The following is a 25594-nucleotide window of genomic DNA, read 5'->3' on the forward strand; positions in this document are numbered from 1 at the left end:
GAGGACGCCCTCGCGTTCGCGATCCTCGTGCAGGCCGTGTGGTACGTCCCGACGACCGTCGTCGGCGGCGCGTTCGTCGTGATGCGGTTCTTCGGACGGACGCGGGTCGTGGGCGCCGCCCGCGCCCGCAGTCAGTCGTCGTCCGCGTAGAGCGGGCTCTCGACGAAGCCGAGCTGGAACGCCTTCCGCAATGCCTCGGCGCGGTTCCTCACGCCGAGCTTCCGGTAGACGTTCGTGAGGTGGAACTTCACGGTCTGCTGCGTGACCCAGAGCTCCTTCGCGATCTGGTCGTTGGAGAGCCCCCGGGAGAGCGCGCCGAGGATCTCGACCTCGCGGTCGGTGAGCCCGGCGGCCTTCGCGCCGGGCGCGGCCGTCTCGGTGGTGCCGACCGCGCTGATCACCGTGCCGGCCGCCGCCTGCCGGAGCGTCGCCGGCAGGTCGGTGGGGTCGATCGACTTGATCACGTAGGCGCTCGCGCCGCGGCGGAGCGCCGTGTCCACGAGGTCCTGGCTCGTCGACGCCGACAGCATCACGACCTTCACGTCCGGGAAGCGGCCCTTGATCTCGTCGAGGCAGGCGAGGCCGTCCATCTGCGGCATCCGCACGTCGAGGACGACGAGATCGGGCTTCGTCTCGGAGACGAGCGAGATCACCTCGGTCCCCGTCTGCGTCTGGCCGACGACCTCGAAGCCCCCGTCGTCCTCCAGGGCGCGGCGGAGGCCGTCGAGGATCAGCTTGTGGTCGTCTGCGATCACAACGCGCATTGCCTCTGAGTCTTCCACGGGAGCCGCCCCTGCTCCTTCCCCCGGACGGGTCAGGCGGGCCGCCGGGGCGCTACGATCGTGCGCGATGGCGCGAACCGAGGACCGTGGGCTCGCGGCCGCGCTCGACCGCTGGCGTGAGCGGTACGCGGCCTCGCCGGAGCGTGAGGGGGAGCTCTTCTCGACGATCTCCGGGATCGACGTCGAGCCGCTCTACACGGCGGAGTCGGTCGAGATCGAGTCGGAGCGCGACCTCGGTGTCCCCGGGTCGTTCCCGTTCACGCGGGGCGTCTACCCGTCGATGTACCGGGGCCGGCTGTGGACGATGCGCCAGTTCGCGGGGTTCGGGACGGCGGAGGAGACGAACGCGCGGTTCCGCTACCTGCTGGAGCACGGGCAGACGGGGCTCTCCACCGCGTTCGACATGCCGACGCTGATGGGCTACGACTCCGACCATCCACGCTCGCTCGGCGAGGTGGGGCGGGAGGGCGTGGCGATCGACTCGCTCGCCGACATGGAGACGCTGTTCGCGGGGATCCCCCTCGGCGACGTGTCGACGTCGATGACGATCAACGCCCCGGCCGCGATCCTGCTCGCGTACTACGTCGTCGTGGGCGAGCAGCAGGGTGTCGGGCGCGACCTCCTGCGGGGGACGATCCAGACCGACATCCTCAAGGAGTACATCGCGCAGAAGGAGTACATCTTCCCGCCGGCGCCGTCGATGCGGCTCGTGACGGACATGATCGAGTTCTGTGCGAACGAGATGCCGCTCTGGCATCCGATCTCGATCTCCGGGTACCACATCCGCGAGGCCGGCTCGACCGCGGCCCAGGAGCTCGCCTTCACCCTCCAGGACGGCTTCACCTACGTCGAGTGGGCGCTCGAGCGCGGCCTGGACGTCGACGCGTTCGCGCCCCGGCTCAGCTTCTTCTTCAACGCCCACCTCGACTTCTTCGAGGAGATCGCCAAGTACCGGGCAGCGCGCCGCATCTGGGCGCGCGAGCTGCGCGACCGGTACGGCGCCCGGGACGAGCGGAGCCTCCTGATGCGGTTCCACGCCCAGACGGCCGGGGTGTCGCTGACCGCGCAGCAGCCGGAGGTGAACATCGTGCGGACGGCGATCGAGGCGCTCGCGGCGGTGCTCGGGGGGACGCAGTCGCTGCACACGAACTCGTTCGACGAGGCACTCGCGCTCCCGACGGAGGACGCCGTGCGGCTCGCGCTGCGCACGCAGCAGGTGATCGCCCACGAGACCGGCGTCGTCAACACGATCGACCCGCTCGGCGGCGCCTACTACGTCGAGCACCTCACGAACGAGCTCGAGCGCCAGGCGTACGCCTACTTCGACCGCATCGCGGCGCTCGGGGGGATGGTCGCCGCGATCGAGCAGAACTTCCCGCAGCGCGAGATCGCCGAGGCGAGCTTCCGCTACCAGCAGGAGGTGGAGGCGGCCCAGCGCGTCGTCGTCGGGGTCAACCGCTACCAGGTCGCCGACGAGCAGCCGCCGCCGATCCTCCGGATCGACCCGTCGCTCGAGCGCAAGCAGGTGGAGCGCGTCCAGGCGCTGCGCGCGCGCCGGGACGCCGCGTCCGTGGAGCGGCGCCTGGGGGCGATCCGGGACGGGGCCGCCAGACCCGACGTGAACCTGATGCCGCTCCTCGTCGACGCCGCACGCGACTACGTGACGATGGGCGAGATCTGCGACGCGCTCCGCGATGCCTGGGGCACGTGGCGCGAGCAGCCGGTCTTCTGAGGCCGCTCCGCCTCAGACGATGTCGAAGGTGTCGCCGTCCGTGACCTGCTGGAGGCCGGGCGGCAGCGTGAGCTCCACCGGCCGGTGCGTCAGCAGCAGCCGGCGGGCGCCGGACGCCCGGAATGCCTCCACCGCCTCCTCCGCGGAGAGGTGGCCGCGGATCGTGCCGTCGGCGGACGGGGCGACGAGCGTTGCCTCGCAGAGGAACACGTCCGCATTCCGGGCGAGCTCGACGAGCTCGTCGGAGGGCCCGGAGTCGCCCGAGTAGGCGAGCGTCGCACCGTTCCCGGTGACGCGGAAGCCGTACGTCTCGAGCGTGTAGTGCGGCAGTCGATGCGGCTCGATGGTGAAGCCGGCGGCCTCGAACGGGCCGTCGTACTCGTGGACCGTGAACACCCGGTCGAACATGTCCGCGAATCCGAAGCGCTCGCCGAAGTCCTCGAGGATCTCGCGGCCTCCCTTGTGCACCCACAGGTACGGCAGTCGCTGGGCGGAGCCGAACAGGTACATGCTCCCCCACACCCACGGCACGAGGTCGCCCCAGTGGTCGAGGTGGAAGTGCGTGATCGCGATCGCGTCCACGGTCGGCCAGGGCTCGCGCTCGCGTAGCCTGCCGAGCACCCCGGGCCCGCAGTCGAGGAGCAGCCGCCCTTCGCTGTGCTCGAGCAGGTAACCGGACTGGGCGCTGCCGGGGTCGGGCCACGCCGGGGAGGAGCCGATGACGTTGAGACGCACCTTCCTATACTGCCCAGGTGGTGCGGAAGTTGCGTGTCGTCATCGCCAAGCCCGGCCTCGACGGGCACGATCGGGGCGCGAAGATCATCGCGCGGGCGCTCCGTGACGCGGGCATGGAGGTGATCTATACCGGACTGCACCAGACGCCGGAGCAGATCGTCGAGACGGCGATCCAGGAGGACGCCGATGCGATCGGCATCTCCATCCTCTCGGGCGCGCACATGACGCTCGTCCCGCGCATCGTCGCCCTGCTGCGCGAGGCGGACGCCGACGACGTGCTCGTCGTCGTCGGCGGCACGATCCCCGACGAGGACGCCGACGAGCTCAAGCGGGACGGCGTCGCCGAGGTCTTCGGCCCCGGTGCCTCGACCGGGGACATCGTGGAGTTCCTGCGGGGCTCGCTCGCCACGGCGTAGGGCAGCGCGGGACGGTCGCCGGCGCCCGGGGGCTCAGAACGGGCGCCCGCCCTCGGGGAGCCAGTCGGGCGGCTCCCACGCGGCCCCGTCGTCGTCCTGCGACTCGTCGAGGCTCTCGTCCGGTGGCGGGAGGTCGTCGGGGTCGAGCGAGACGAGCGCGCCGTCCGCCGTCCTGAGGCGCGCCGCGGTCAGCGCCCCTGCATCGCCGCGGAGCGCGTCGTCGGTCACCTTCGCCACCGACGTGAAGACGGTCACGCCTTCCTTCGCCTTCCTGCTCTGTGCGGCCCGTGCCCCTGCTGCGACGAGCTCGGTGAGCCGGCTCGCCGCGGCGGCCTCGGGGTCGACGGCGAGCGTGACCGTCCGCTCGAGCGGCGTCCAGCGGCCCCCGGGCCACCAGCGCACGGCCGTCGTGTCGATCGTGAGCCGCTTCGCGGTCGCCGCGACGAGCGCGCCGCGCAGGCCGAGCGAGAAGCGGGTGCCGAGGCGCCCGGGGAAGAGGAGGCGGACGCCCTTCTTCAGGTAGGGGAGCGGGTTCACGTCGCCGCCGCCGTTCGGATGCACCTCGAAGTGCAGGTGCGGGTTCCCGTCCGCATCGCCCGAGTCGCCGTTGAACCCGATCATCTGGCCGGCGGTGACCTTCGCGCCGTCCTGCACCGTGTAGGCGGTGCCGAGGCTGCAGGTGCCGCGGTTGTCGTTCTTCGCGGTGCGGTCGTTGTTGAGGTGGATGTAGAGGTACGTGGTTCCCGAGGCGCCGTCGAGGTAGAGCATGCAGCCCGCCCGCCACGACGTCGTGTGCCAGCGCACGCGTCCGGCCTCGGCGGCGAGCACGGGCGTCCGTCGGGTCGCGCCCTCGATGTCGATCCCCGCATGGCTGCCGTTCGCACGGGCGTCGCCGTAGTTGTCGAACACGGGGACGTCGGAGAGGAGCGGGAACACGATGCGCGGCACCTTGCCCGCCCGCGCGCCGGTCGCGGCGACGGCACACGCCAGGAGGGCGGCGGCGAGGGAGAAGAGGAGGAGTGCTCCTCGGGCTGTCGTCCGGTGGCCGATCACTGCTCCGGTTCGCGCTCGAAGGACCCGACCCTACCAGAGCGAGGGGCGCCGGCCGGGCGCCTCCCGCCGGCACCGGGAGGGAAGTGCGCCGTGGTGCAGCGGGTGGTCGTTAGAGTCCAGCCCGTGAAGATCGCCGTGTGTGTGAAGCAGGTGCCGGACGCCACCGCCGCGAAGCGGATCGACCCCGCGACGCACCGGCTCGACCGCAGCGGCGAGGGTGCGCTGAACGCCACCGACGTCAACGCGATCGAGGAGGCGCTCCGCGTGAAGGAGGCCCAGGGCGGCGAGGTCGTCGTCGTCTCGCTCGGCCCCGAGAAGGCGATGGAGTCGCTGCGCAAGGCGCTCGCGATGGGCGCCGACCGTGCGGTGCTCGTGTCCGACGCCGCCGCCGCGGGATCCGATCTCGTCGCCACGTCGAGCGTGCTCGCGACGGCCCTCGAGCGCGAGGAGGCCGACCTCGTCTTCTTCGGCCAGCAGTCGGGCGACGCCGACGGTGCGGTGCTCTGGTCGGCGGTCGCGGAGCGGCTCCGCCGTCCGGTGATGTCGCAGGTCGCCGAGCTGACCGTCGACGGCGGCTCCGTGACGGGCAAGCGCCAGACGGAGTTCGGGTACGACGTGATCCGGGCGCCCCTGCCGGCCGTGGTCGCCGTCTCCGACGCGATCAACGAGCCGCGCTACCCGAGCCTCAAGGGGATCATGGGGGCGAAGTCGAAGCCGCAGGAGACGGTGAGCCTCGCCGACCTCGGCGTCGATCCCTCGACCGCGGGCGAGGCCGGCTCGCGGACGACCGTGCGCGCGCTCGCCCCGCCGCCGGGGAAGAGCGACCAGGTGAAGATCGAGGACGACGGGAGCGCAGCCGAGAAGATCGTCGAGTACCTCGTCGAGAAGAGGCTGATCTGATGAAGAGCCTCGTCTTCCTCGAGCACGCCGGCGACGAGATCACGAAGGGCTCGCTCGGCGTCCTCGGCAAGGCCGCATCGCTCGGCGAGGCCGCGGGCGTGGTGCTCGGCTCGGGTGTCGCCGACGTCGCGGCGACGGCGGGTCGCTACGGGGCGTCGACGGTGTACGTCGTCGACGACGCCGCCCTGGCCGCGGCGCTCCCGCAGCCACGCGTCGACGCGCTCGAGGCGGTCGTGCGCCACGCGGGAGCCGACAACGTCCTCTTCGCGTCGTCCGTGCTCGCCGCCGACGTCGCCGCCGGTCTCGCGGCGCGGCTCGACGCGGGCCTGAACTGGGACGTCACCGACCTCGCGGTCGACGGCGCCGAGCTCGTCGCCAAGCGCGCGGCGCTCGGCGACACCGTGCTGGTCGACACGGGGTGGACGACCACTCCGCGGCTCGCCCTCGTGCGCTCGGGGACGTTCGACCCGGTCGAGGGCGGCGGCAGCGCCGCGGTCGAGCAGGTCGCGGTCGAGTTCCAGGACTTCTCGACCCGGGCGGAGCTCGTCGAGCAGCTCCAGGAGGAGGCGACCGGGCCGTCGATCGAGGACGCCGAGACGATCGTCGCCGGCGGACGCGGCCTCGGCGCGCCCGAGGGCTTCGGCCTCTGCGAGGAGCTCGCCGAGGCGCTCGGCGGGGCGGTCGCCGCGACGCGCGCGGTCGTCGACGCCGGGTGGTACCCGTACTCGACCCAGGTCGGACAGACCGGGAAGACCGTCGCCCCGAAGCTCTACGTCGCCCTCGGCATCTCCGGCGCGATCCAGCACAAGGTCGGGATGCAGGGCTCGGGCGTGATCGTGGCGGTCAACAAGGACCCGAACGCGCCGATCTTCGACTTCGCGGACCTCGGCGTCGTCGGCGACCTGCACGCGATCGTGCCGAAGCTCACCGAGCTCGTCCGCGCCCGCAAGGGGTGACGGTGGCTCCGGTCCGGCCGGCCGACTACCCGCCGCCGTTCTCGACCGCCGAGGCGATCGCCGCTCCGACCGATCCGGTCGACGAGCGCATCGAGGTCGGCATCCTCGTCGTCGGCGCCGGGCCGGGCGGGCTCGCGTGCGCCGTCCGCCTCGGCCAGCTCCTCGAGGAGCACCCGGAGATGCGGGAACGACTCGGCGAGGTCCCCGTCGCGGTGCTCGAGAAGGGCAAGCAGGCGGGCTCGCACCTCCTGTCGGGCGCCGTCGTGAACCCGCGGGCGCTCCGGCGGCTCTTCCAGGGCCGGCCGGAGCTCGAGGCGATCCCCACCTTCGGCACCGTCGAGGGCGAGGCGGTCTACGTCCTCACCGAGGGGCACGCCGCGCGCATCCCGCCCCCGCCGACGATGCGGAACCACGGGAACTGGATCCTCTCCGTGGCGCAGCTCGGCCGCTTCCTCGCCGAGCAGGCCGAGGCGGGCGGGGCGATGCTCCTTCCGGAGACGGTCGGCGATGCGCTCCTCGTCGACCACGGGCGCGTGGTCGGCGTCCGCACCGGCGACAAGGGCCGGGGCCGCGAGGGGGAGCCGCTCGGGAACTTCGAGCCCGGGGTCGACATCGCCGCCAAGGTGACGGTGCTCGCGGAGGGGACGGCCGGCCACCTGACGGGTGCGGCGATCGACCGGTTCGGGCTGCACGGGCGCAACCCCCAGATCTGGGCCCTCGGCGTCAAGGAGGTGTGGAAGGTCGCTCGCCCGCTCCGCCGGATCGTGCACACGATGGGCTGGCCGCTCCGCAAGCGCGCCCGGTACGGGGAGTTCGGCGGCTCCTGGATCTACCCGATGGGGGACGACCACGTCTCGATCGGCTTCGTCGTCGGCCTCGAGTACCGCGACGTCGAGCTGTCGGCGCACGACCTGCTGCAGCAGTTCAAGACGCATCCGCTGGTGCGGAAGATTCTCGAGGGCGGCGAGCGGGTCGCCTGGGGGGCGAAGACGATCACCGAGGGCGGGCAGCTGTCGATGCCGTCGCGGCTCAACGCGCCGGGCCTGCTCCTCGTCGGGGAGAGCGCCGGGCTCGTCAACGTGCCGCGGCTCAAGGGCGTCCACTACGCGATCGAGTCCGGGAAGCTCGCGGCGGAGGCGGCGTTCCGTGCGCTGCAGGGCGGCGAGTCGCACGGGCGCGTGGGGGCGCTCGACGCGTACGACCAGTCGATCCGGGACAGCTACCTGTGGCCCGACCTGACCGAGGTGCGGAACATGCGGCAGGCCTTCGACAAGGGCTTCTTCGTGGGCGGCGCGCTCGCCAGCGCGATGACGGTGTCGAAGGGGAAGATCCCGCCGAAGGACTACGCGACGGAGCCCAACGCCGCCCACGAGTTGATCCGCACGGGCCGGTCGGAGGAGTATCCGGCGCCGGACGGGCAGCTGACGTTCGACAAGCTCTCGTCGGTCTTCGCCTCCGGGAACCGCACGCGGGACGACCAGCCGAACCACGTCCGTGTGGAGCGCCGGGTGCCGCGCGACGTCGCCGAGATGTGGGCCTGGATGTGCCCGGCGCAGGTGTACGAGGTCGGCGAGGAGGACGGCGACGGCACGGTGACCGTCATGCTCACCCCGTCCAACTGCGTGCAGTGCGGCGCGATCACCGCGAAGGGCGGGCGGCTGACGCCGCCCGAGGGCGGCTCGGGGCCGGAGTACACGCTCACCTGACGGCCCCCCCGCGGGCCCGCGGCGCGCGACGATCCGCGGCGACCGGGGGTGCGTCGTCGACACGGCGCCGCATGCTCTACTCGCCCCATGCGCATCGTCGTCGTCGGCGGAGGGATCCTCGGGCTCGCAACCGCGCGCGAGCTCGGTGCACGCCGTCCTGCGGCGTCGGTCACCGTGCTCGAGAAGGAGCCCGCGGTCGGCCTCCACCAGACGGGGCGCTCGAGCGGCGTCGTCCACCGCGGCGTCTACTACGCGCCCGGCTCGCTGAAGGCCCGCCTCTGCGTCGAGGGCGCCGCGGAGCTCCTGCGCTACTGCGACGAGCGGGAGATCGCCGTCCTCCGCTGCGGGAAGCTCGTGGTCGCGACGACGCCCGCGGAGATCTCCCGGCTCGACGAGCTCCACGCCCGGAGCGTGGCCAACGGCGTCCCCGGCGTCGAGCGCGTCGGGCCGGAGCGGATCCGCGAGCTCGAGCCGCACGCCGCCGGGATCGCAGCCCTCCACTCGCCCGAGACGTCGGTCGTCGACTTCCGCCTCGTCGCCGAGGCGCTCGCGGCCGACGTGATGGCTGCCGGCGGCGAGGTGCTGACCGGCCGCGAGGTGACGGCGTTCGAGCGGCGGCCGCGCTCGCTCGCCGTGCACACGACCGGGGGGCCGGTCGAGGCGGCGCACGTCGTCGTCTGCGGGGGCGTGCAGGCCGATCGGCTCGCCGCGCTGTCCGGCGGGCCCCGCGAGCCGCGGATCGTCCCGTTCCGCGGCGACTACCTCGTCCTGCGCCCGGAGGCCCGCCACCTCGTCCGCGGCCTCGTCTACCCGGTGCCGGATCCCGCGTTCCCGTTCCTCGGCGTGCACACGACGGTGCGCCCGGACGGCGCGGTCTGGCTCGGGCCGAACGCGGTGCTCGCACTCGCCCGCGAGCGCTACGGCCGCTGGAGCGTCCGCCCGCGCGACGCGTGGGACGCCCTCGCGGCGCCGGGGCTCCGCCGACTCGCGCGGAGCCACTGGCGCACCGGGCTGGCCGAGGTCGCACGAGACCACAGCGTGCGGCTGCTGGTCGCGGAGGCGCGGAAGCTCCTGCCCGGGCTGGAGGCCGCCCACGTCGAGCGCGGCCCGTCGGGGATCCGGGCGCAGGCGCTCGGGCCCGACGGCGGCCTCGTCGACGACTTCGTGTTCGACGGCGACGACCGCCTGCTCCACGTGCGGAACGCCCCGTCCCCGGGCGCGACGTCGGCGCTCGCGATCGCGCGTGAGATCGTCGACCGCGCCGAGCAGGCCTGGCGCTGACAGCCGCGGCGCGCCCGGGCGCCCGTCCCGCCGCGGCTACCGCGACCGCGCCCGGGCGAAGGCGTCGGCCATCGCGACGCGCTGGGCGAGCGTCGGATGGGACTCGAGCACGATGTACGCCCAGGTCGGCGGGTCGGGGTCGCCGAGGCCCGTCTCGGCGAACCCGACGAACAGGTCGCGCGCCCCGATCGGGCTCGACGTCGACTGCAGCGCCTTCCAGTCGGCCTCGGCCTCCATCCGTCGGCTCACCCAGGCCTGCGCCGGCGCCAGCGCGAGCTGGTAGACGGCGACGACCAGCAGCGCCAGGGGCACCGCCTCGGGGCGCCCGATGCCGCCACGGGCGCGGGTCGTGCGCATCACGAGCCAGGCTCCCGGGACCGCGAAGAGCGCGAACCAGCCGAGCGCCTTGGGCAGGTGGTCGCTCGAGTGATGGGCGAGCTCGTGCGCGACGACGACCCGCTCGGCGGCGTCGGAGAACCGCCCGTCGAGGAGCGTGTCCCACAGCACGACGACCCGTGTCGGCCCGAGACCCGCCGCGTAGGCGTTCGCCTGGCTCGTCGACCCGCTGACCGCCTCGACGCGGAGCGGGATCTCGGGGAGCCCCTGCTCGCGCTCGTAGTCGCGTGCGGCCGCGGCCAGTGGCGGGTCGTCGAGGGCCTCGGTCGAGCTCAGGTGCGGGCTGACGAGCATGAAGAGGACGGCGATGCCGACGAACACCGCCGCGCCCGGTAGCCACCAGTGCTCGCCGAGCCATCCGGCGAGCGCCATCACGACGAGCAGCGCCAGGCAGACGGAGAGGAACGTCGCCCCGAGCTCGAGCCAGTCCCCGACCGCCCAGTCGAGGTAGCCGACCTCCGTCGTCCCGTAGCGCCGACCCCACCAGACCGCGGCGAGCCCGAACGGGAGCTGGACGAGCCACACGATCCCGAGGCCGAGCATGCCGAGCAGCATCCCCGTGCCGATGCGGCCCGCGGCCGACTCCCGTGCGAAGGCCGCCCCGCGGCGCGCGTAGAGGACGAGCGCCACGAGCAGCGCGACCTGGGCGAGCGCCCAGTCGGCGAGCAGGAACCGCTCGTAGCGCTCGGCCCGGTCGACGAGGTCGGCGCCGAAGACGGCGTCGACGTCCACGGGCGGGAGCCGGAGGCCGTCGGGGACGGCGTCGTCGACGAGCCATGCGGCACAGCCGAGCCAGGCGGCGACTCCGACTGCCCAGGCGGCCGCGCGCAGCGTGCTCAGGTCGCGGCCTCGTCGGCGGTCGGCCCGGACAGCGCCGGTGCCGAGTAGGGGTAGCGGTCGGTGACGAGCACGAGGTACGCGGACACCTGCGCGGAGTAGCGGACGGCGGCGGCGCCGAGGTTGCGGAGCCCCTCGGGCATGCGGCCCGTGACGAGCGCCGCGAACCAGCCGAGAACGGCGACGGCGAGGAGCACGGCCGCGTAGCCGGCCCCGACGACCAGCGCCGGGACCGCGAGCACGGCGCGGAAGGCGATCGGCAGCCGTCGCTGCCGTCCGGCGGGCTCGATCGTGACGTCGACGGGGTACGACGCCCCGCTGAACCCCGGGAACGGCCCTCCGACGAGGTAGAGGAAGGCGGTCACGTGGGCGGCGTACCGCACGTACGCGGCGAAGAACCGACCCAGGGCGCCGGGGAGCCGACCGATGACGAGCGCGGCGAGCCAGGCGGGGGGGAGGACGATCACGACGACGAGCGACCAGAGCGTGACCCAGACGACGTGGGGGAGCGCGAGCAGGAGCCGGAAGAAGACCGTCAGCCGCGATCGTCCGAGCGGGTCGTTCACAGCGAGGCGCACGGGATGGGGCGGGAGCGCGGTCCGCGGCGCGACGAGCGCGGGGTCCGCGCTCGGGTAGCGCCCGGTGACGAGCAGCAGGTAGCCGGCGGTGTGGGCCGCGTACCCGACCGCGTACGCGGCGAGGTCGCGGAGCCCACGCGGCATGCGCCCGGTCACGAGCGCGGCGAACCAGGCGAGGATCGCGACGGACGCGGCGACCCCCGCGTACGTCCATCCGCCGCCGCCGATCAGGGCGCTCGTGAGGAGCAGCGCGGGGAGGGCGAGGACGAGGCGGAACGCGACGCTCCACCGCCCCTGCGCGGCGGGCGGGTCGATCTCGACGTCGACGTCGTACCCCGGACGGCCCGTGAACCCGGGGAACGGGTTGGCGGCGAGGAAGACGTACGCCGCGACGTGGACGCCGTAGCGGACGTACGCGGCGAGGAAGTCGTGGAACACGCGCGGGAGGCGGCCGTCGAACAGCGCGACCAGCCAGGCCGGGAAGGCCACGAGCCAGACCGCCATCGTCCACAGCGTCAGCCACACGGCGTGCGGGAGCGCGAGGAGGAAACGGAAGAAGACCGTCAGCCGCGAGCGCCCGAGGTCGTCGCCGACGACGAGCCTGATCGGTCGCCGGGACGGCGCTCCCGCATCCGTGGTCGCACCGGTCTCGTCCACGTCGCCATTGTGCCCGGGGCCGGACGGGCGACGGCCGCCCGTGTCCCGACCGACCGTCTAGGCTCCCGCCGTGGCCGAGCTGCCCGTCACCCCGGACGACGTCGAGCGTGCGGCGGCGCTCGTTCGCGGCCGCCTCCACCGCACGCCCGTCTTCTCGGCACGGTCGCTCCGCGACGGCCTCAGCCTGAAGGCCGAGCTCTTCCAGCGCACGGGCTCGTTCAAGCCGCGCGGGGTGCTCACGAACCTCGCCGCGCTCTCGGCTGCGGAGCGGCGCCGCGGCGTGATCTCGGTCTCGGCCGGGAACCACGCGCAGGCACTCGCGTGGGGCGCGCGGGAGGAGGGCATCGACGCCCTCCTCGTGATGTGGCAGAGCGCGAGCGCCGCGAAGGTCGCCGCGACCCGGGCGTACGGCGCCGTCGTCGACCTCGAGGCGGCCGACCCGACGGAGGCGTTCGCGCGGCTCGACGAGCTGATCGACGCGACGGGCCGCGTCTTCGTCCACCCGTTCGACGCGCCGGGGACGATCGCAGGCCAGGGGACCGTCGGGCTCGAGATCCTCGACGACGTCGACGGCGTGGACACGATCGTCGTCCCGTGCGGGGGCGGCGGGCTCGTCTCCGGGATCGCCGTCGCCTGCGTCCCCGCGGGCGTGCGCGTGATCGCCGTCGAGCCCGAGGGGTCGGCGGCGCTCGCCGAGGGGCTGGCCGCGGGCGCGCCGGTCCCGGTGACGCCACGGTCGGTGGCGGACGCGCTCGCCGCGCCGTTCGCCGGGCGGCTCGCCGTAGAGCTCTGCGGGGCGCTCGGCGTCCCGGTGGTGACGGTGTCCGACGACGAGATCCGGGAGGCGTTCCGTGTCCTCTACGCGCGGGCGAAGCTCGCCGTCGAGCCCGGCGCTGCGGCGTCGCTCGCCGCCGTCGCGCGTGGGAAGGTCGACGGTGAGCGGATCGTGGTCGTCGTCTCCGGGGGCAACGTCGCCGCCGAGACCGCCTCTGATATCCTGGCCGGTCGATGAAGGCAGAGATCCATCCCGAGTACGTCGCCGCGCACGTCACCTGCTCGTGCGGCAACGAGTTCTGGACCCGCTCGACGAAGCCGGAGCTCCGCGTCGAGATCTGCTCGGCCTGCCATCCGTTCTACACCGGCAAGCAAAAGCTCGTCGACTCGGGCGGACGGGTCGAGCGCTTCCAGCGGCGGCTCGAGAAGGCCGCTCCTCGCCGCGGCTAGCCGCACAGGTCACCGCGTGACGAGGCAGCGCCCATCCCGCCCCTCTGCTGCGCGGGGCCACGGAGCAGCGGCATGAGCACGACGTACGGAGGCCAGGCGGTGCTCGAGGGCGTGATGATGCGCGGGCCCTCGTGCTGGGCCGTCGCCATCCGCACCCAGTCGGGCGAGATCGAGGAGGTCGTGCGCACCGTGCGGTCGCCGATGGAGCGACACCGGATCTGGCGCCTTCCCGTGATCCGCGGCGTGATCGCGCTCGGTGAGTCGCTCGCGATCGGGTTCCGGGCGCTCGCGATCTCGGCGAACTACGCCGCCCAGACGGAGGACGAGCACGGCGAGGTCAAGACGGAGATCACGCGCGGCCAGATCATCTTCTCGTTCGCGATCGCGATCGGCTTCGCGCTCATGCTCTTCAAGGTCGGGCCGGCGCTGCTCACGACCTGGCTCCCCGTGGAGGACACCGCCTGGTTCGTCGTCGTCGAGGGGCTGATCCGCGTCGCCGTCTTCATCGCCTACATCGCCCTGATCGGCCTGATCCCCGACCTCAAGCGCGTCTTCCAGTACCACGCGGCCGAGCACAAGGCGATCAACGCCCTCGAGGCGGACGCCGAGCTCACGCCTGTGAACGTGCAGAGATTCAGTTTGATCCATCCCCGTTGCGGAACAGCTTTTTTGCTATGGGTTATGGTGATCGGCATCTTCGTGTTCGCGTTCGTCGGCCGCCCGTCCTGGCCGTGGCTGATCGCGAGCCGTGTGCTGCTCCTCCCGGTGATCGCCGGGCTCGCCTACGAGCTGATCCGGTTCGCCGGCAAGCACCAGTCGAACCGCATCCTGATGGTGCTGCTCGCCCCCGGCCTGTGGCTCCAGCGGCTGACGACGCGTCAGCCGTCGCTCGACCAGATCGAGGTCTCGATTCGCGCACTCACCGAGGTCCGCCGCCTCGAAGCGGAGGAGTCCGCCGAGCGCAAGCGGCTCGAGCGCCGCGTCGAGGTGATGGCGTGACGGCGGCGGGGGAGGGCGCCTGAGATGCCCAGGATCACGCGTGAGGCGGAAGCGACGTGGGAAGGGTCGGTCGCCCGCGGGGCCGGGACGCTCACCGCCGAGAGCTCGGGGGCGTTCGGGCGGCTGCCGGTGACGCTGGCGTCGCGGATCGCCGAGCCCGAGGGGAAGACGAGCCCCGAGGAGCTGCTCGCCGCAGCGCACGCGGGGTGCTTCATCACCTCGCTCGGCAGCGAGCTGGCACGGGTCGGCGCCCCGCCGGGGCGCATGACGGTGCGATGCGTGATCACGATGGACGAGGTCGAGGGACAGGGGCACCAGATCGTCGGCTCCGCGATCGAGGCGGCCGTGCTCGTCGAGGAGGCCGATCCGGCCGCGTTCGACGGGGCCGTCGTCGCCGCCGACGAGGGATGCCCCTTCTCGAGCCTGCTCAAGCGGGCGGGCGCCGAGGTGACCGTGAACGTACGACGCGAGGGAGGGTGAACCGGTGGCAACCGATCGGTCAGCACAGGTGACGTGGCAGGGCGACCTACTGAACGGCGTGGGGACGGTGCACGTGGTCGGCAGCGGGGCGTTCGGCCCGCTCGACGTGACGTGGCCCTCCCGCGCGGAGGAGCCCGACGGGCGGACGAGCCCGGAGGAGCTGATCGCGGCTGCCTGGGCGTCCTGCTTCTCGATGGCGCTCTCCCACGGGCTCTCGCAGGCCGGCACGCCGCCCGTGCGGCTCGACACGTCGGTGACCGTCACGTTCCAGCCCGGCGAGGGGATCATCCGCGGGGCGATCTCGGTCCGCGGCGAGGTGCCGGGCATCGACGCGGCGGCGTTCGCCGAGGCGGCAATCGCGGCGAAGGACGGGTGCCCCGTGTCGAAGGCGCTCGCGGGGGTGCCCGACGTGAGCGTGGAGGCGGCGCTCGCCGAGTAGCCCGCCCCGGGAGGCGCGGCCGGCGCCGGGCGCCGTCGCCGCGTGGCCCCGCCCTACAATCGACGCGTGACCACGATCGACATCCTCGTCGACGAGCTCGAGCGCTCGTACGGCGAGCTCCAGGAGCGCATGGCCGACCCGGCCGTGTACGCCGACCACCGGGAGGCGGCCGAGCTCGGGCGGCGCCTGAAGGAGCTCGAGCAGGCGCACCGGCTCGCCCAGGAGTGGCGCATGGTCTCCGAGGACGTGGACGCGGCGCGAGCCGACCCCGACCTGCGGGAGCTCCTCCCCGAGGCCGAGGAGCGGCTCGAGCACCTGGAGGACGAGCTGCGGCTCGCGCTCGTCGAGCGCGACCCCGCCGACGCCAAGGACGTGATCGTCGAGGTCCGTCAGGGCGTGGGGGGCGACGAGGCCGCGCTGTGGGCCGCCGACGTCGCGCGCATGCTGACGCGCTACGCGGAGCGCCGCGGCTTCCGGACGGAGACGCTCTCGGCGAGCGAGAGCGACGGCGGCGGGGTGAAGGAGCTCGTGTTCGCGGTCAAGGGCGACGGCGCGTACTCCGTCTTCAAGTGGGAGGGCGGCACGCACCGCGTGCAGCGCGTGCCGGAGACCGAGTCCCAAGGGCGCATCCACACCTCGACCGCAACGGTCGCCGTGATGCCCGAGGTCGAGGACGTCGAGATCGAGATCGAGGAGAAGGACCTCAAGGTCGACGTGTACCGCTCGACGGGCCCGGGCGGGCAGAGCGTCAACACGACCGACTCGGCGGTCCGGATCACGCACCTGCCGACGGGCATCGTCGTGTCGATGCAGGACGAGAAGTCACAGCTGCAGAACCGCCAGAAGGCGATGCGCGTGCTGCGCGCGCGCCTCTACGAGGCCGAGCGGGAGCGGCAGCAGGCGGAGGTGGCGGCGGCGCGTCGCGCGCAGGTCGGCACCGGCGAGCGGGCGGAGAAGATCCGCACCTACAACTTCCCCGAGAACCGCCTCACCGACCACCGCATCAAGCTCACGGCGCACCGGCTCGACCAGATCCTCGAGGGCGACCTCGACGACTTCACCGCGGCGCTCCAGGCCGAGGAGCGCCGGCGTGCCCTCGAGGCAGCCGCGCTCTCGTGACGGTCGGCGAGGTGCTCCGCCGCTCGACCGCGTTCCTCGCCGGGCGGGGGAGCGAGACGCCGCGTCTCGATGCCGAGCTGCTCCTCGGAAAGGCGCTCGAGGTGGAACGCATCGACCTCTACCTCGACCACGACCGCCCCTTGACCCCGGGCGAGCTCGACGCGGCCCGCGCGCTCGTCGTCCGCCGCGGGCGCCGCGAGCCCGTCCAGCACGTGCTCGGGGAGTGGCAGTTCCGACGGCTCGTGCTCACGGTCGACCGACGCGCCCTGATCCCTCGGCCGGAGACCGAGATCCTGGTCGAGCGCTGCCTCGCGCTGATCGCGAAGAGGGATGCGCCCCGTGTGCTCGACGTCGGCGTCGGATCGGGGGCGATCGCGCTCGCGATCGCCGACGAGCACGCGGGTGCCCACGTGACCGGCGTCGATGTCTCCCCGGACGCTCTCGCCCTCGCCCGCGAGAACGCCGCGCGCACGGGCATCGACCTCGAGGTGCTCGAGCATGACCTGTTCAACGGGCTCCCGGCCGGCCCGTGGGACCTCGTCGTGTCGAACCCGCCGTACGTCCACGCCGCCGAGCTGCCGGGACTGGCGCCCGAGGTGGCCGACTGGGAGCCGCGTCTCGCGCTCGTGGCCGACGGGCACACGGAGTCGATCGCGAGGAGCGCGGTGTCGGTCCTCCAGCCCGGCGGGGCCCTCGTGCTCGAGGCGCACGGCGAGGGGGCGGGCGACGTCGCGGAGCTCCTCGTGGCGCACGGCTTCGTCGACGTCCACGTCACCCCCGACCTGGCCGGGCGCGACCGGGTCGTCGAGGGGCGCCTCTCCGGGGCCGGGCGACCGGGATGACCGAGATCACGTCCGGCAGGCGCCACGCGACGCTGCGGGGCCGCGCGCTCTCCGGGTCGTGAGCTCCGTCGACCGTGCGGTCGCCGCGATCCGGGAGGGTCGGCTCGTGGTGATCCCGACCGACACCGTCTACGGCCTCGCCTGCGCCGCGTCGACGGAGGAGGCGGCCCGCAGGCTGTACGCGCTCAAGGGCCGTCCGGCGATCCAGCCGACAGCCCTCGTGGCCGCGAGCGTGGACGTGCTCGTCGAGCACGTGCCCGAGCTCCGCGGGCGGTCGGAGGCGATCGCCCGCGCCCTGCTCCCGGGCCCGTACACGCTCGTGCTCCCGAACCCGTCCCGCCGCTACGCGTGGCTCAACGCCGACCGGCCGACCGCGATCGGGGTGCGCGTGCCCGCCGTCGCGGGGCCCGCGCGCGCCGTCCTCGACGCCGCCGGCATCGTGGTCGCGACGAGCGCCAACCTCGCAGGGGGGCCGGACCCGTGCCGCGTCGCGGACGTCCCCGACGCGATCCTGTCGGGCGTCGCCGCGATCGTCGACGGCGGCGAGCTCCCGGGCCTGCCCTCGACGGTGATCGACCTCACCGGTGAGCGGCCGGAGATCCTCCGCGAGGGCGCGGTTTCCGGGGTGGAGGCGCTGGCACGCGTGCGCGAGGCGAGCGAGGGGTACGCCCGCGCCGTCACAGATTCCTAATGTGCGTGGCGTAGCCTGAGGGCATGCGCGCGCTTCGTGGGGCGATCGGCCTCGCGGCACTGGCGATGCTGGCAGGATCGGCACTCGCCGCGTCGCTGGCGGAGCCTGTTGCGATCACGGGGCCGGTCACGTCCGTCGATGCGACGTCGGCGACCCTGAACGGCACCGTGAACCCGAACGGCAAGCAGACGACGTGGGCGTTCGAGTACGGAACGAGCACGTCCTACGGGTCGAAGTCCCCACTGCGGAGCGCCGGCAACGGCACTGCGAACATCGACGTGACGACATCGATCACCGGGCTCGCGCCGGGCACGCGGTACCACTATCGGCTCGTCGCCGAGAACGAGGACGGCGCGGCCAGCGGCTCCGACGGCGTGTTCACGACCACCGGCGGAGAGCCCACGGTGACGACGGGGCGTGCCACCGAGATCGGTCCCCGGAAAGCCGTGCTCACGGGCACGGTGAACCCGCGAGGGCAGACGACGACGATCTACTTCGAGTACGGTCGGACGGCTGCCTACGGGAAGCGGACGACGAGCGTCGACGCCGGATCCGGGACAGAAGCGAAGAGCGTCAAGGCGCTCGTCGCCGGCCTCGAGCCCGGAACGGAGTACCACTTCCGGCTCGTCGCCCGGAACGCGTCCGGGACGAGCGTCGGTCGTGACGAGCGGTTCAGGACCGACGTAGGGCCCTCGGCGACGACCGAGGAGGCGACCGAGGTGACCTCGGCCTCGGCGGTGCTGCGCGGCAGGGTGGACGCGAACGGGCGCGGCACCTCCTTCTACTTCGAGTACGGCCGGACGACCGCCTACGGCTCGCGCACGCGGGCGGCGAGTGCCGGTGGGAGCAACGACCCGGTCGCCGTCTCCCAGCGCGTCACGGGCCTCCGCGCCGGGCGGACCTACCACTTCCGGATCGTCGCGGTGAACGACGCCGGGACGGCGAAGGGCGAGGATCGGCGCTTCCAGACGACGACGGGGCCTTCGGTCGAGACCGGAGCCGTGGGCGACGTGTCGCCGACGACCGCCGCGGTGACCGCGATCGTCATCCCGGGCGGGCGCTCGACGTCGGTCTGGATCGAGTACGGGACGAGCACGCGGTACGGCTCCCGGACGCCCTCGCGGAGCGCGGGATCGGGCTACGAGCGCGTCACCGTCGGCTTCACGCTCACGGGGCTGCGGCCCGGGGTCACCTACCACTACCGCGCGCGCGGCTCGAACTCCGCGGGCCGTACGGACGGGCGCGACGCCACCTTCCGCACGCCGGGGGGCCTGCCGCAGGCCGTGACGTCGAAGGTCACGAGCGTCGGGCCGTTCTCGGCCTGGATCACCGGCAGCGTCAACCCGGGCGGGCTGTCGACGACCGCCTACTTCGAGTACGGGCGGTCGCGGTCCCTGGGCCGACGCACGCAGCCGGTCCGCGTCGACGGCGACAGGGCGCGCCCGCTCTCAGCGAGGCTGGACGGCCTGCAGCCGGGTCGGCGCTACTACTACCGCCTCGTGGCGGTGAACGCCGCGGGCTCGTCGGTCGGCCGGACTGCGTCGTTCGGAACGCCACCCCTCCCGCGTGACGCGCGGGGACGTGTTGTCCGGTGCACGATCGTCGGCACGCAGTGGCCCGACGTCCTCCGCGGCACGAACCGCCGCGACGTGATCTGCGGGTTCGGGGGGAACGACCGGATCATCGGGCTCGGCGGCAACGACGTCGTGTACGCAGGCCCCGGCGACGACCGCGTCGACGCCGGCAGCGGCAACGACGTCGTCGTTGCCGGCCGGGGGCGGGACGAGGTGGTCGGCGGCCCGGGGAACGACCGACTCGACGGCGGCGACGGCCGCGACCGCCTCTTCGGCAACGCCGGCAACGATCGGCTGAGCGGAGGGAGAGGCAGGGACTCGCTCGTCGGCGGCACCGGACGGGACACGCTCCTCGGCGGCCCCGACGCCGACACCATCTTCGCGCGTGACGGGAGGCGGGACGTCGTCAACGGAGGAGCCGGGCGGGACACCGCGACCCTCGATCGTCGCCTCGATCGGGTCGCCTCGGTCGAGCGTCGCCGCTTCTAGCCCGCGTGCGCTCGTCGTGGACGGCTGCGCACCGGCCGCTGCTCGCAGGTCGTCCCGGTCTCCGGCCCCCGCACGTTCCAGTAGCATCGCCCGCGTGACCACGGTCGACCTACGGACGGTCGAGGAGCTCCGGACGGTCGGGCTCGCCGGCGTGGACCCCGAGATCGCGACCCTGCTCGGCCGTGAGCTCGAGCGCCAGCGCAACCACATCGAGCTGATCGCGTCGGAGAACTTCACGTGGCCCGCGGTGCTCGAGGCGGGTGGCAGCGTGCCCACGAACAAGTACGCCGAGGGCTATCCGGGCCGCCGCTACTACGGCGGGTGCGAGGTCGTCGACGAGATCGAGCAGCTGGCGATCGACCGGGCCAAGGAGCTGTTCGGAGCCGATCACGCGAACGTCCAGCCCCATGCAGGCTCCCAGGCGAACGTCGCCGTGTACCTCGCACTCCTCCAGCCGGGCGACACGATGCTCTCGCTGCGCCTCGACCACGGAGGCCACCTGAGCCACGGCCTCGCGGTCAACTTCTCCGGGCGCCTCTACACGATCCAGCACTACGGGGTGTCGCCGGAGACGAACCTCGTCGACTACGACGAGGTGCTCGAGCTCGCGAAGAAGCACCGCCCGCGGCTGATCGTCTGCGGCGGCTCGGCGTATCCCCGCACCGTGGAGACGTGGGAGTTCCGGCGGATCGCGGACGAGGTGGAGGCGTTCCTGATGTGCGACATGGCGCACTTCGCCGGGCTCGTCGCCGCCGGTCTCCATCCGAACCCGGTCGAGCACTGCGACGTCGTGACGTCGACCACGCACAAGACGCTCGCCGGGCCGCGCGCCGGATTCATCCTCTGCCGCGACGAGCACGCGCGGGCGATCGACCGCGCCGTCTTCCCGGGCTCGCAGGGCGGGCCGCTCGAGCACACGATCGCCGCCAAGGCGACGTGCTTCCGCATCGCGCAGACGGACGCCTTCCGCGACTACCTGCAGGCCGTGCGCACGAACGCCGACGTGCTCGCCGACGAGCTCGTCTCCGGCGGGCTCGCGGTGCTCACGGGCGGCACCGACACGCACCTCCTCCAGCTCGACCTGCGGGGGACCGGCTGGACCGGAAAGGACGCGGAGGAGCGTCTCGACGAGGTCGGCGTGACCGTCAACCGCAACACCGTCCCGTTCGACGAGCGGCCGCCGACGATCGCGTCCGGTGTGAGGATCGGGACGCCGGCGGTGACGATGCGCGGCTTCGACGCGGACGACGTCCGCGAGGTCGGCCGGATCATCTGCGCGGCGCTCGGCGACGACGCCGACATCTCGGCGCTCCGGGAGCGGAGCAGGGCCCTCTGCGAGCGCCGTCCGCTCTATCCTGGGTTCCGCGGCTACACGACGTACGTCGGCTCCGGCTAGGAGGCTCGCCATGACAGAGACGTCGCCCGCACCGGCGGCAACGGGCACCGTGATCGAGGTCGGGCACCCGCTCGTGCGCCACAAGCTCGCGCTCCTGCGCGACGTGACGACGACGACGCAGATGTTCCGCCAGCTCGTCAACGAGCTGACGCTGCTGATCACGTACGAAGCGACCAAGGACCTCGCGACCGAGACCGTCGACATCGAGACGCCGCTCGAGTGGACGAGCGCGCAGCGCATCTCGGGAAAGAAGGTCGCGGTGTGCCCGATCCTGCGCGCCGGGATGGGGATGCTCGACGGCGTCCTCTCGCTGATCCCCGGCGCGCGCGTCGGCTTCATCGGGCTCTACCGCAACGAGGAGACGCTGCAGCCGGTCGAGTACTACGTGAAGCTCCCCGACGACCTCGCCGACCGGGACGTGATCCTGCTCGACCCGATGCTCGCGACCGGCAACTCGACGGCCGCCGCGGTCGCCACGGTGAAGGCCGCCGGCGCGACGTCGATCCGGCTGATCGCCCTGATCGCCGCCCCCGAGGGGATCTCGAGGATCCATCGCGACCACCCGGACGTCGCGATCGTCGTCGCCGCGGTCGACCGCGCGCTCAACGAGAAGGGGTACATCGTGCCCGGGCTCGGCGACGCAGGCGACCGGCTCTACGGGACGAAGTAGCCGGGATGCGAGGACCGACGGCCCTCCGGCCCCCGCCGCAGCGCGCCCCGTCCGACGGCGAGCCGCCCGCGGGCGGGCCCGTCGCTCTGCCCGTCCCCGCCCGCCGACCGCCCGCCACGCCGTGATCGACGACCTGCGCGCGACCCCGGAGGTCCTGTACGGGGCGTTGATCGCGTTCGGCATCGTCGTCCTGCTCACGCCCGCGGTGGGAGGGATGGCGCGGCTGCTCGGCGTCGTCGACGCCCCCGACACCCGCCGCGTTCACCGACGCCCGATCCCGCGCCTCGGGGGGCTCGCGATCTTCCTCGGCATCATCGTCCCGGCGCTCGCGTTCCTCGAGCTCTCGGGCGAGATGCGCGGGATCCTCCTCGGCGTCGCCGTCGCCTGCGTGATCGGGGCGATCGACGACTTCCGCGGCCTCGCCCCGCTCCCCAAGCTCCTCGGGCAGGTGTTGGCCGCCGTCATCCCCGTCTCGTTCGGCGTCTGGGTCGACCACTTCACGTTCCCGTTCGTCGGCGTCGTCGACCTGCCGGCGTGGCTCGGGGTGAGCCTGACGATCGTGTGGATCGTCGCGGTGATGAACATGGTCAACTTCCTCGACGGGATGGACGGGCTCGCCTCGGGCGTCTGTGCGATCGCCGGCCTCACCTTCGCGGTCATCGCGCTCTCGCTCGGGAAGACCGACGCCGCGATCCTGTCGGCGGTCGTCGCGGGAGCGTGCGTCGGGTTCCTCCGGCACAACTTCTTCCCCGCCCGCGTCTTCATGGGGGACTCGGGGGCGCTCGTGCTCGGCTTCACGCTCGCCACGATCTCCGTCGCCGGCCTGCTCAAGACCGCGTCGACGGTCGTCCTGTTCCTCCCGCTCGTCGTTCTCGCCGTGCCGATCATCGACACGTCGTTCGTCGTCGCCAAGCGCCTCAAGTACAAGCAGCCGATCAGCTCGGCCGACCGCTCGCACCTCCACCATCGGTTCCTCAACATCGGCTTCTCACAGCGCCGCGCCGCGCTCGTGATGTGGGGCTGGACGGCGACCCTGGGGGCGGCGGCGCTCGCGACGCGCTTCATCCCGTTCCGCGAGGGCGGCGAGTGGCATCTCTGGGAGACCGTCGCCGTCGCCGCGATCGCGCTCGCGGCGCTCGCGTACTCCGTCTACGTCGTCTACCTCCTCGAGATCGTGAAGCTCGCGAACCCGAGGATCCGGCGGCGCCTGCGCGAGGCGCCGCCGGCGCCCGCGCCCGAGGACGTCCACCGGCAGGCGTCGTCGGGCTGACGGCGACGACGCAGCGCCGACGACCCGGAGTCAGCTGCGCGGAGGGCCCGCCCGGCGCACGGCGCGCTCGACGAACGCCGCGAGCGCCTCGCCGAACCCCGGGTGGCGATGCGGGCTGTGGCCGTACCCGGGGAGGACGAGGCGCTCCGCGCCGAGCGCGTCCTCGAGGGCGTCGCAGATGGCGTCGAAGGCCGCGTGGTGGGCGCCCGAGACGACGAGGCTCGGAAACGGGGCGGCCGACAGCTCGGCCACCGGGATGCGGGCCTTCCACGGGTGACGCTCCCGGATCAGCGCCCGGGCTCCCTGTTCCAGCTCGGGAGGCAGCGGCGAGGGTGGGTCGTACCCCGACCCGACGTAGGCGAGGAACCGCCGCAGGAAGCGCTCGGGGTCGTCGAGCGGCCCCTCACGCCAGAGCTCCTCGCCCTCGCGGATCCACGCCTCGACCGCCGGGTCGCCCCGAGCGACGTCCCCGGCTGGCGGCTCGATCACCGTCAGGGACGCGAGCGCGGTCGGCGCCAGTGAGGCCGCGAGCAGGCAGACCACCCCGCCGTAGGAGTGCCCGACGAGATGGTCGCCGCTGCGCAGGCGCTCGCCGACCCAGCGGGCGTGCTCGTCGAAGTCGATGTGCTCGACGGGCGGCCCCGGGGGGAACCCGGGCCGGTCGAGCACGACGAGCTCGTGGCGGTCACGGAGGGCGCGCCGCACCGCAGTCCAGGTCGCCCGCCCCGCCGTGACGCTGCCGTGGACGAGGACGAGGCGCTGCACCCGTCCATCCTACGTCGTGTGACGAACTCTGCCGATTTCGGCTCTCAGAATGGGAATCGGCTGTTACAAGCCCCCTGGTATGCTGCCGCCACGATGGCGTCGAGCCCTCCTGGCAGCCCGCACTCGCTCGCGACCGCGTCCGGCCTCCTGCTCGGCACCACGGGCGCCGCGATGATCGTCGGCGCCCTGATCGGCTGGGCACTGGGAAGCTGGGGCCTCGGCCTGCTCGTCGGTGCGATCGCCGGGATCCCGCTCGCGGTGCTCGTCGTCTACCGCGTCTACACCGCGCCCCGATGAGCGACGACGACGACGAGCCCGGGATCATGGTGCGTCTCGCCTCGACGCCCCGTGACGTTCCGGGGCGCCTCGGGCCGGCGCTCGCAGGCACGGCGGTGATCGTGCTCGCCCTCCCCGTGTTCGCCGTCGCCGGCTGGCCGCTCGCCGGCTGGGTGCTCGCCGCCGTCCTCTGGGTCGCGGCGCAGGTGCTGGCGCTGCTACTGACGCGTCTCGCGCCCGACACCGGTAACCTCGCCGCCGCAGGCATGCGGGGCATCGGCACGAGCTTCCGGGCGATCGCAGTGGGCATTCCACTCGTCGCCGTCACGATCGCGGATCAATCCGTGGGGATCGCCGCTGCCCTGCTCTACGCCCTCGCGTTCACGCTCGAGCTCGCGGTCGGCCTCGTCGGCTACTTCGGCACGGAGGCGAAGGCGTGAAGCGCCTGCTCGCACTCGCCCTCGCGCTCTACGTCGCCCTCCCGGCGGCCGTGGCGCTCGCGTCCGAGAGCACGGGCGAGGAGGAGACGAAGTTCGATCCCTCGCACGAGTGGGACCTCAAGACCTGGGGCCCGGAGCTCAAGATCGGCCCGCTCGACATGTCGATCAACAAGGCGGTCGCGTACCTCCTGCTCGGCATGATCGTGACGTGCGTGATCGGGATCGTCTTCATGCGCGTCAAGGTGGGGCGAGGCCCCGACCGCCGGCAGGCGCTCGGAGAGCAGATCTACGAGATCGCCCAGGTACAGGTCGCCGAGCAGGGGCTGCCGACGAAGGCGATCGGGCGCTGGTTCCCGTACGTCGCGACGCTGATGCTCTTCATCTGGGTCGTCAACATGCTCGGCTTCATCCCGCTTCCCCTCTCCGACGAGCGGTGGGAGATCGGCGGCGTCGAGGTCCCGACGCTCGCGATCTTCGCCGCGACGTCGACGCTCTCGGTCACCCTCGCCCTCGCGCTGATGACGTTCGTGTTCACGCACGTCGAGGGGATCAGGGCCAACGGCGCGGTCGCGTACTTCAAGAGCTGGATCCCCGAGGTGCCGAAGGCGATGCTGCCGCTGATCATCCCGCTCGAGATCCTCGGGCAGTTCATGCGGCTGATCAGCCTGTCCGTCCGTCTCTACGCGAACATGCTCGCCGGGCACATGCTGATCCTCACGTTCATCGGGCTGATCTTCGTGCTCGAGAACGTCGTCCTCGCCGTGATCGCCGTCCCGGCGGCAACCGCCTTCTACCTGTTCGAGGTCGTGATCGTCGTGTCGATCCAGGCCTATATCTTCGCTGCTCTGTCCGCTATCTACATCGGCTCGGCGATCGAGCCGGAGCACTAGT

Annotated in this window: 27 protein-coding genes; 21 read left to right on the plus strand and 6 right to left on the minus strand. The window is 72.9% G+C overall.

Annotation, left to right across the window (positions count from 1 at the left end; translation table 11 throughout):
• Positions 1 to 131: 131 nt before the first annotated feature.
• Entirely contained in the window at positions 132 to 764 is a 633-nt protein-coding gene (locus AC162C_RS02365) for a response regulator (RefSeq protein WP_484096145.1), read from the minus strand.
• A gap of 85 nt (positions 765 to 849) precedes the next feature.
• Between AC162C_RS02365 and AC162C_RS02370 the strand changes: the two genes are divergently transcribed.
• Positions 850 to 2514: an acyl-CoA mutase large subunit family protein gene (locus AC162C_RS02370; protein WP_484096146.1), complete on the plus strand. Its 1665-nt coding sequence runs from the start codon at positions 850 to 852 to the stop codon at positions 2512 to 2514.
• 12 nt (positions 2515 to 2526) lie between these two features.
• Here AC162C_RS02370 and AC162C_RS02375 read toward each other — a convergent pair whose 3' ends face one another.
• The gene (locus tag AC162C_RS02375) at positions 2527 to 3249 is read right to left on the minus strand and encodes an MBL fold metallo-hydrolase (RefSeq protein ID WP_484096147.1); all 723 of its coding nucleotides are present in this window, start codon (positions 3247 to 3249) and stop codon (positions 2527 to 2529) included.
• Positions 3250 to 3266: 17 nt separating this feature from the next.
• Between AC162C_RS02375 and icmB the strand changes: the two genes are divergently transcribed.
• Positions 3267 to 3665 carry a coenzyme B12-dependent isobutyryl CoA mutase small subunit gene (gene icmB / locus AC162C_RS02380; RefSeq protein WP_484096148.1) on the plus strand — a complete coding sequence of 133 codons (399 nt, stop codon included), beginning with the start codon at positions 3267 to 3269 and terminating at the stop codon, positions 3663 to 3665.
• 33 nt (positions 3666 to 3698) lie between these two features.
• Here icmB and AC162C_RS02385 read toward each other — a convergent pair whose 3' ends face one another.
• Positions 3699 to 4718 carry a M23 family metallopeptidase gene (locus tag AC162C_RS02385; RefSeq protein WP_484096149.1) on the minus strand — a complete coding sequence of 340 codons (1020 nt, stop codon included), beginning with the start codon at positions 4716 to 4718 and terminating at the stop codon, positions 3699 to 3701.
• A 123-nt stretch (positions 4719 to 4841) separates the two neighbouring features.
• On the opposite strand from AC162C_RS02385, the gene AC162C_RS02390 reads away from it, so the two are divergent.
• From AC162C_RS02390 to lhgO, 4 genes are all read left to right on the plus strand, one after another.
• On the plus strand, positions 4842 to 5618 hold the full coding sequence (locus tag AC162C_RS02390) for an electron transfer flavoprotein subunit beta/FixA family protein (protein WP_484096150.1): 777 nt from the start codon (positions 4842 to 4844) through the stop codon (positions 5616 to 5618).
• On the plus strand, positions 5618 to 6574 hold the full coding sequence (locus tag AC162C_RS02395) for an electron transfer flavoprotein subunit alpha/FixB family protein (RefSeq protein WP_484096151.1): 957 nt from the start codon (positions 5618 to 5620) through the stop codon (positions 6572 to 6574). Before AC162C_RS02390 ends, AC162C_RS02395 begins: the two co-directional genes overlap by 1 nt.
• A gap of 2 nt (positions 6575 to 6576) precedes the next feature.
• Positions 6577 to 8280, plus strand: coding sequence for an electron transfer flavoprotein-ubiquinone oxidoreductase (locus AC162C_RS02400; protein ID WP_484096152.1), 1704 nt, complete (start codon positions 6577 to 6579; stop codon positions 8278 to 8280).
• 87 nt (positions 8281 to 8367) lie between these two features.
• A complete protein-coding gene (lhgO, locus tag AC162C_RS02405) occupies positions 8368 to 9561 on the plus strand; it encodes an L-2-hydroxyglutarate oxidase (RefSeq protein WP_484096153.1) in 1194 nt (397 codons plus the stop codon).
• A 36-nt stretch (positions 9562 to 9597) separates the two neighbouring features.
• Here lhgO and AC162C_RS02410 read toward each other — a convergent pair whose 3' ends face one another.
• Together AC162C_RS02410 and AC162C_RS02415 are read right to left on the minus strand one after the other, a co-directional pair.
• On the minus strand, positions 9598 to 10689 hold the full coding sequence (locus tag AC162C_RS02410) for a M48 family metalloprotease (RefSeq protein ID WP_484096154.1): 1092 nt from the start codon (positions 10687 to 10689) through the stop codon (positions 9598 to 9600).
• A 104-nt stretch (positions 10690 to 10793) separates the two neighbouring features.
• A complete protein-coding gene (locus AC162C_RS02415) occupies positions 10794 to 12029 on the minus strand; it encodes a DUF4389 domain-containing protein (RefSeq protein WP_484096155.1) in 1236 nt (411 codons plus the stop codon).
• Positions 12030 to 12099: 70 nt separating this feature from the next.
• On the opposite strand from AC162C_RS02415, the gene AC162C_RS02420 reads away from it, so the two are divergent.
• The 12 genes from AC162C_RS02420 (at position 12100) to AC162C_RS02475 (ending at position 23222) form a co-directional block, all read left to right on the plus strand.
• Positions 12100 to 13041: a threonine ammonia-lyase gene (locus AC162C_RS02420; RefSeq protein WP_484096156.1), complete on the plus strand. Its 942-nt coding sequence runs from the start codon at positions 12100 to 12102 to the stop codon at positions 13039 to 13041.
• Positions 13038 to 13253, plus strand: a complete 216-nt coding sequence (gene rpmE, locus AC162C_RS02425; RefSeq protein WP_462974444.1) for a 50S ribosomal protein L31 — start codon at positions 13038 to 13040, stop codon at positions 13251 to 13253. The genes AC162C_RS02420 and rpmE overlap by 4 nt, the downstream gene beginning before the upstream one ends.
• 72 nt (positions 13254 to 13325) lie before the next feature.
• On the plus strand, positions 13326 to 14252 hold the full coding sequence (locus AC162C_RS02430) for a DUF1385 domain-containing protein (RefSeq protein ID WP_484096157.1): 927 nt from the start codon (positions 13326 to 13328) through the stop codon (positions 14250 to 14252).
• A gap of 24 nt (positions 14253 to 14276) precedes the next feature.
• Positions 14277 to 14732, plus strand: a complete 456-nt coding sequence (locus AC162C_RS02435; protein WP_484096158.1) for an OsmC family peroxiredoxin — start codon at positions 14277 to 14279, stop codon at positions 14730 to 14732.
• A 4-nt stretch (positions 14733 to 14736) separates the two neighbouring features.
• Positions 14737 to 15171, plus strand: coding sequence for an OsmC family peroxiredoxin (locus AC162C_RS02440; RefSeq protein WP_484096159.1), 435 nt, complete (start codon positions 14737 to 14739; stop codon positions 15169 to 15171).
• 75 nt (positions 15172 to 15246) lie between these two features.
• The gene (prfA, locus tag AC162C_RS02445; protein WP_484096192.1) at positions 15247 to 16290 is read left to right on the plus strand and encodes a peptide chain release factor 1; all 1044 of its coding nucleotides are present in this window, start codon (positions 15247 to 15249) and stop codon (positions 16288 to 16290) included.
• Positions 16287 to 17132, plus strand: coding sequence for a peptide chain release factor N(5)-glutamine methyltransferase (gene prmC, locus AC162C_RS02450; protein ID WP_484096160.1), 846 nt, complete (start codon positions 16287 to 16289; stop codon positions 17130 to 17132). The genes prfA and prmC overlap by 4 nt, the downstream gene beginning before the upstream one ends.
• Before the next feature lie 58 nt (positions 17133 to 17190).
• Positions 17191 to 17823: an L-threonylcarbamoyladenylate synthase gene (locus AC162C_RS02455; RefSeq protein WP_484096161.1), complete on the plus strand. Its 633-nt coding sequence runs from the start codon at positions 17191 to 17193 to the stop codon at positions 17821 to 17823.
• 23 nt (positions 17824 to 17846) lie between these two features.
• Positions 17847 to 19886, plus strand: coding sequence for a hypothetical protein (locus AC162C_RS02460; protein WP_484096162.1), 2040 nt, complete (start codon positions 17847 to 17849; stop codon positions 19884 to 19886).
• 94 nt (positions 19887 to 19980) lie between these two features.
• Positions 19981 to 21282, plus strand: a complete 1302-nt coding sequence (locus tag AC162C_RS02465) for a serine hydroxymethyltransferase (protein ID WP_484096163.1) — start codon at positions 19981 to 19983, stop codon at positions 21280 to 21282.
• Between the two features lie 10 nt (positions 21283 to 21292).
• The gene (gene upp, locus AC162C_RS02470; RefSeq protein ID WP_484096164.1) at positions 21293 to 21952 is read left to right on the plus strand and encodes a uracil phosphoribosyltransferase; all 660 of its coding nucleotides are present in this window, start codon (positions 21293 to 21295) and stop codon (positions 21950 to 21952) included.
• A 121-nt stretch (positions 21953 to 22073) separates the two neighbouring features.
• Positions 22074 to 23222, plus strand: coding sequence for a glycosyltransferase family 4 protein (locus AC162C_RS02475; protein WP_484096165.1), 1149 nt, complete (start codon positions 22074 to 22076; stop codon positions 23220 to 23222).
• A 30-nt stretch (positions 23223 to 23252) separates the two neighbouring features.
• Here AC162C_RS02475 and AC162C_RS02480 read toward each other — a convergent pair whose 3' ends face one another.
• Positions 23253 to 23987, minus strand: a complete 735-nt coding sequence (locus AC162C_RS02480; RefSeq protein WP_484096166.1) for an alpha/beta fold hydrolase — start codon at positions 23985 to 23987, stop codon at positions 23253 to 23255.
• 93 nt (positions 23988 to 24080) lie between these two features.
• Between AC162C_RS02480 and AC162C_RS02485 the strand changes: the two genes are divergently transcribed.
• The 3 genes from AC162C_RS02485 to atpB are packed head-to-tail and all read left to right on the plus strand — an operon-like array spanning position 24081 to position 25593.
• The gene (locus AC162C_RS02485) at positions 24081 to 24284 is read left to right on the plus strand and encodes a hypothetical protein (RefSeq protein WP_484096167.1); all 204 of its coding nucleotides are present in this window, start codon (positions 24081 to 24083) and stop codon (positions 24282 to 24284) included.
• Positions 24281 to 24703, plus strand: coding sequence for a hypothetical protein (locus tag AC162C_RS02490; protein ID WP_484096168.1), 423 nt, complete (start codon positions 24281 to 24283; stop codon positions 24701 to 24703). Before AC162C_RS02485 ends, AC162C_RS02490 begins: the two co-directional genes overlap by 4 nt.
• Positions 24700 to 25593, plus strand: a complete 894-nt coding sequence (atpB, locus tag AC162C_RS02495) for a F0F1 ATP synthase subunit A (protein WP_462974431.1) — start codon at positions 24700 to 24702, stop codon at positions 25591 to 25593. Before AC162C_RS02490 ends, atpB begins: the two co-directional genes overlap by 4 nt.
• Position 25594: the final 1 nt, after the last annotated feature.

This window comes from Gaiella sp. (genome assembly GCF_057140465.1).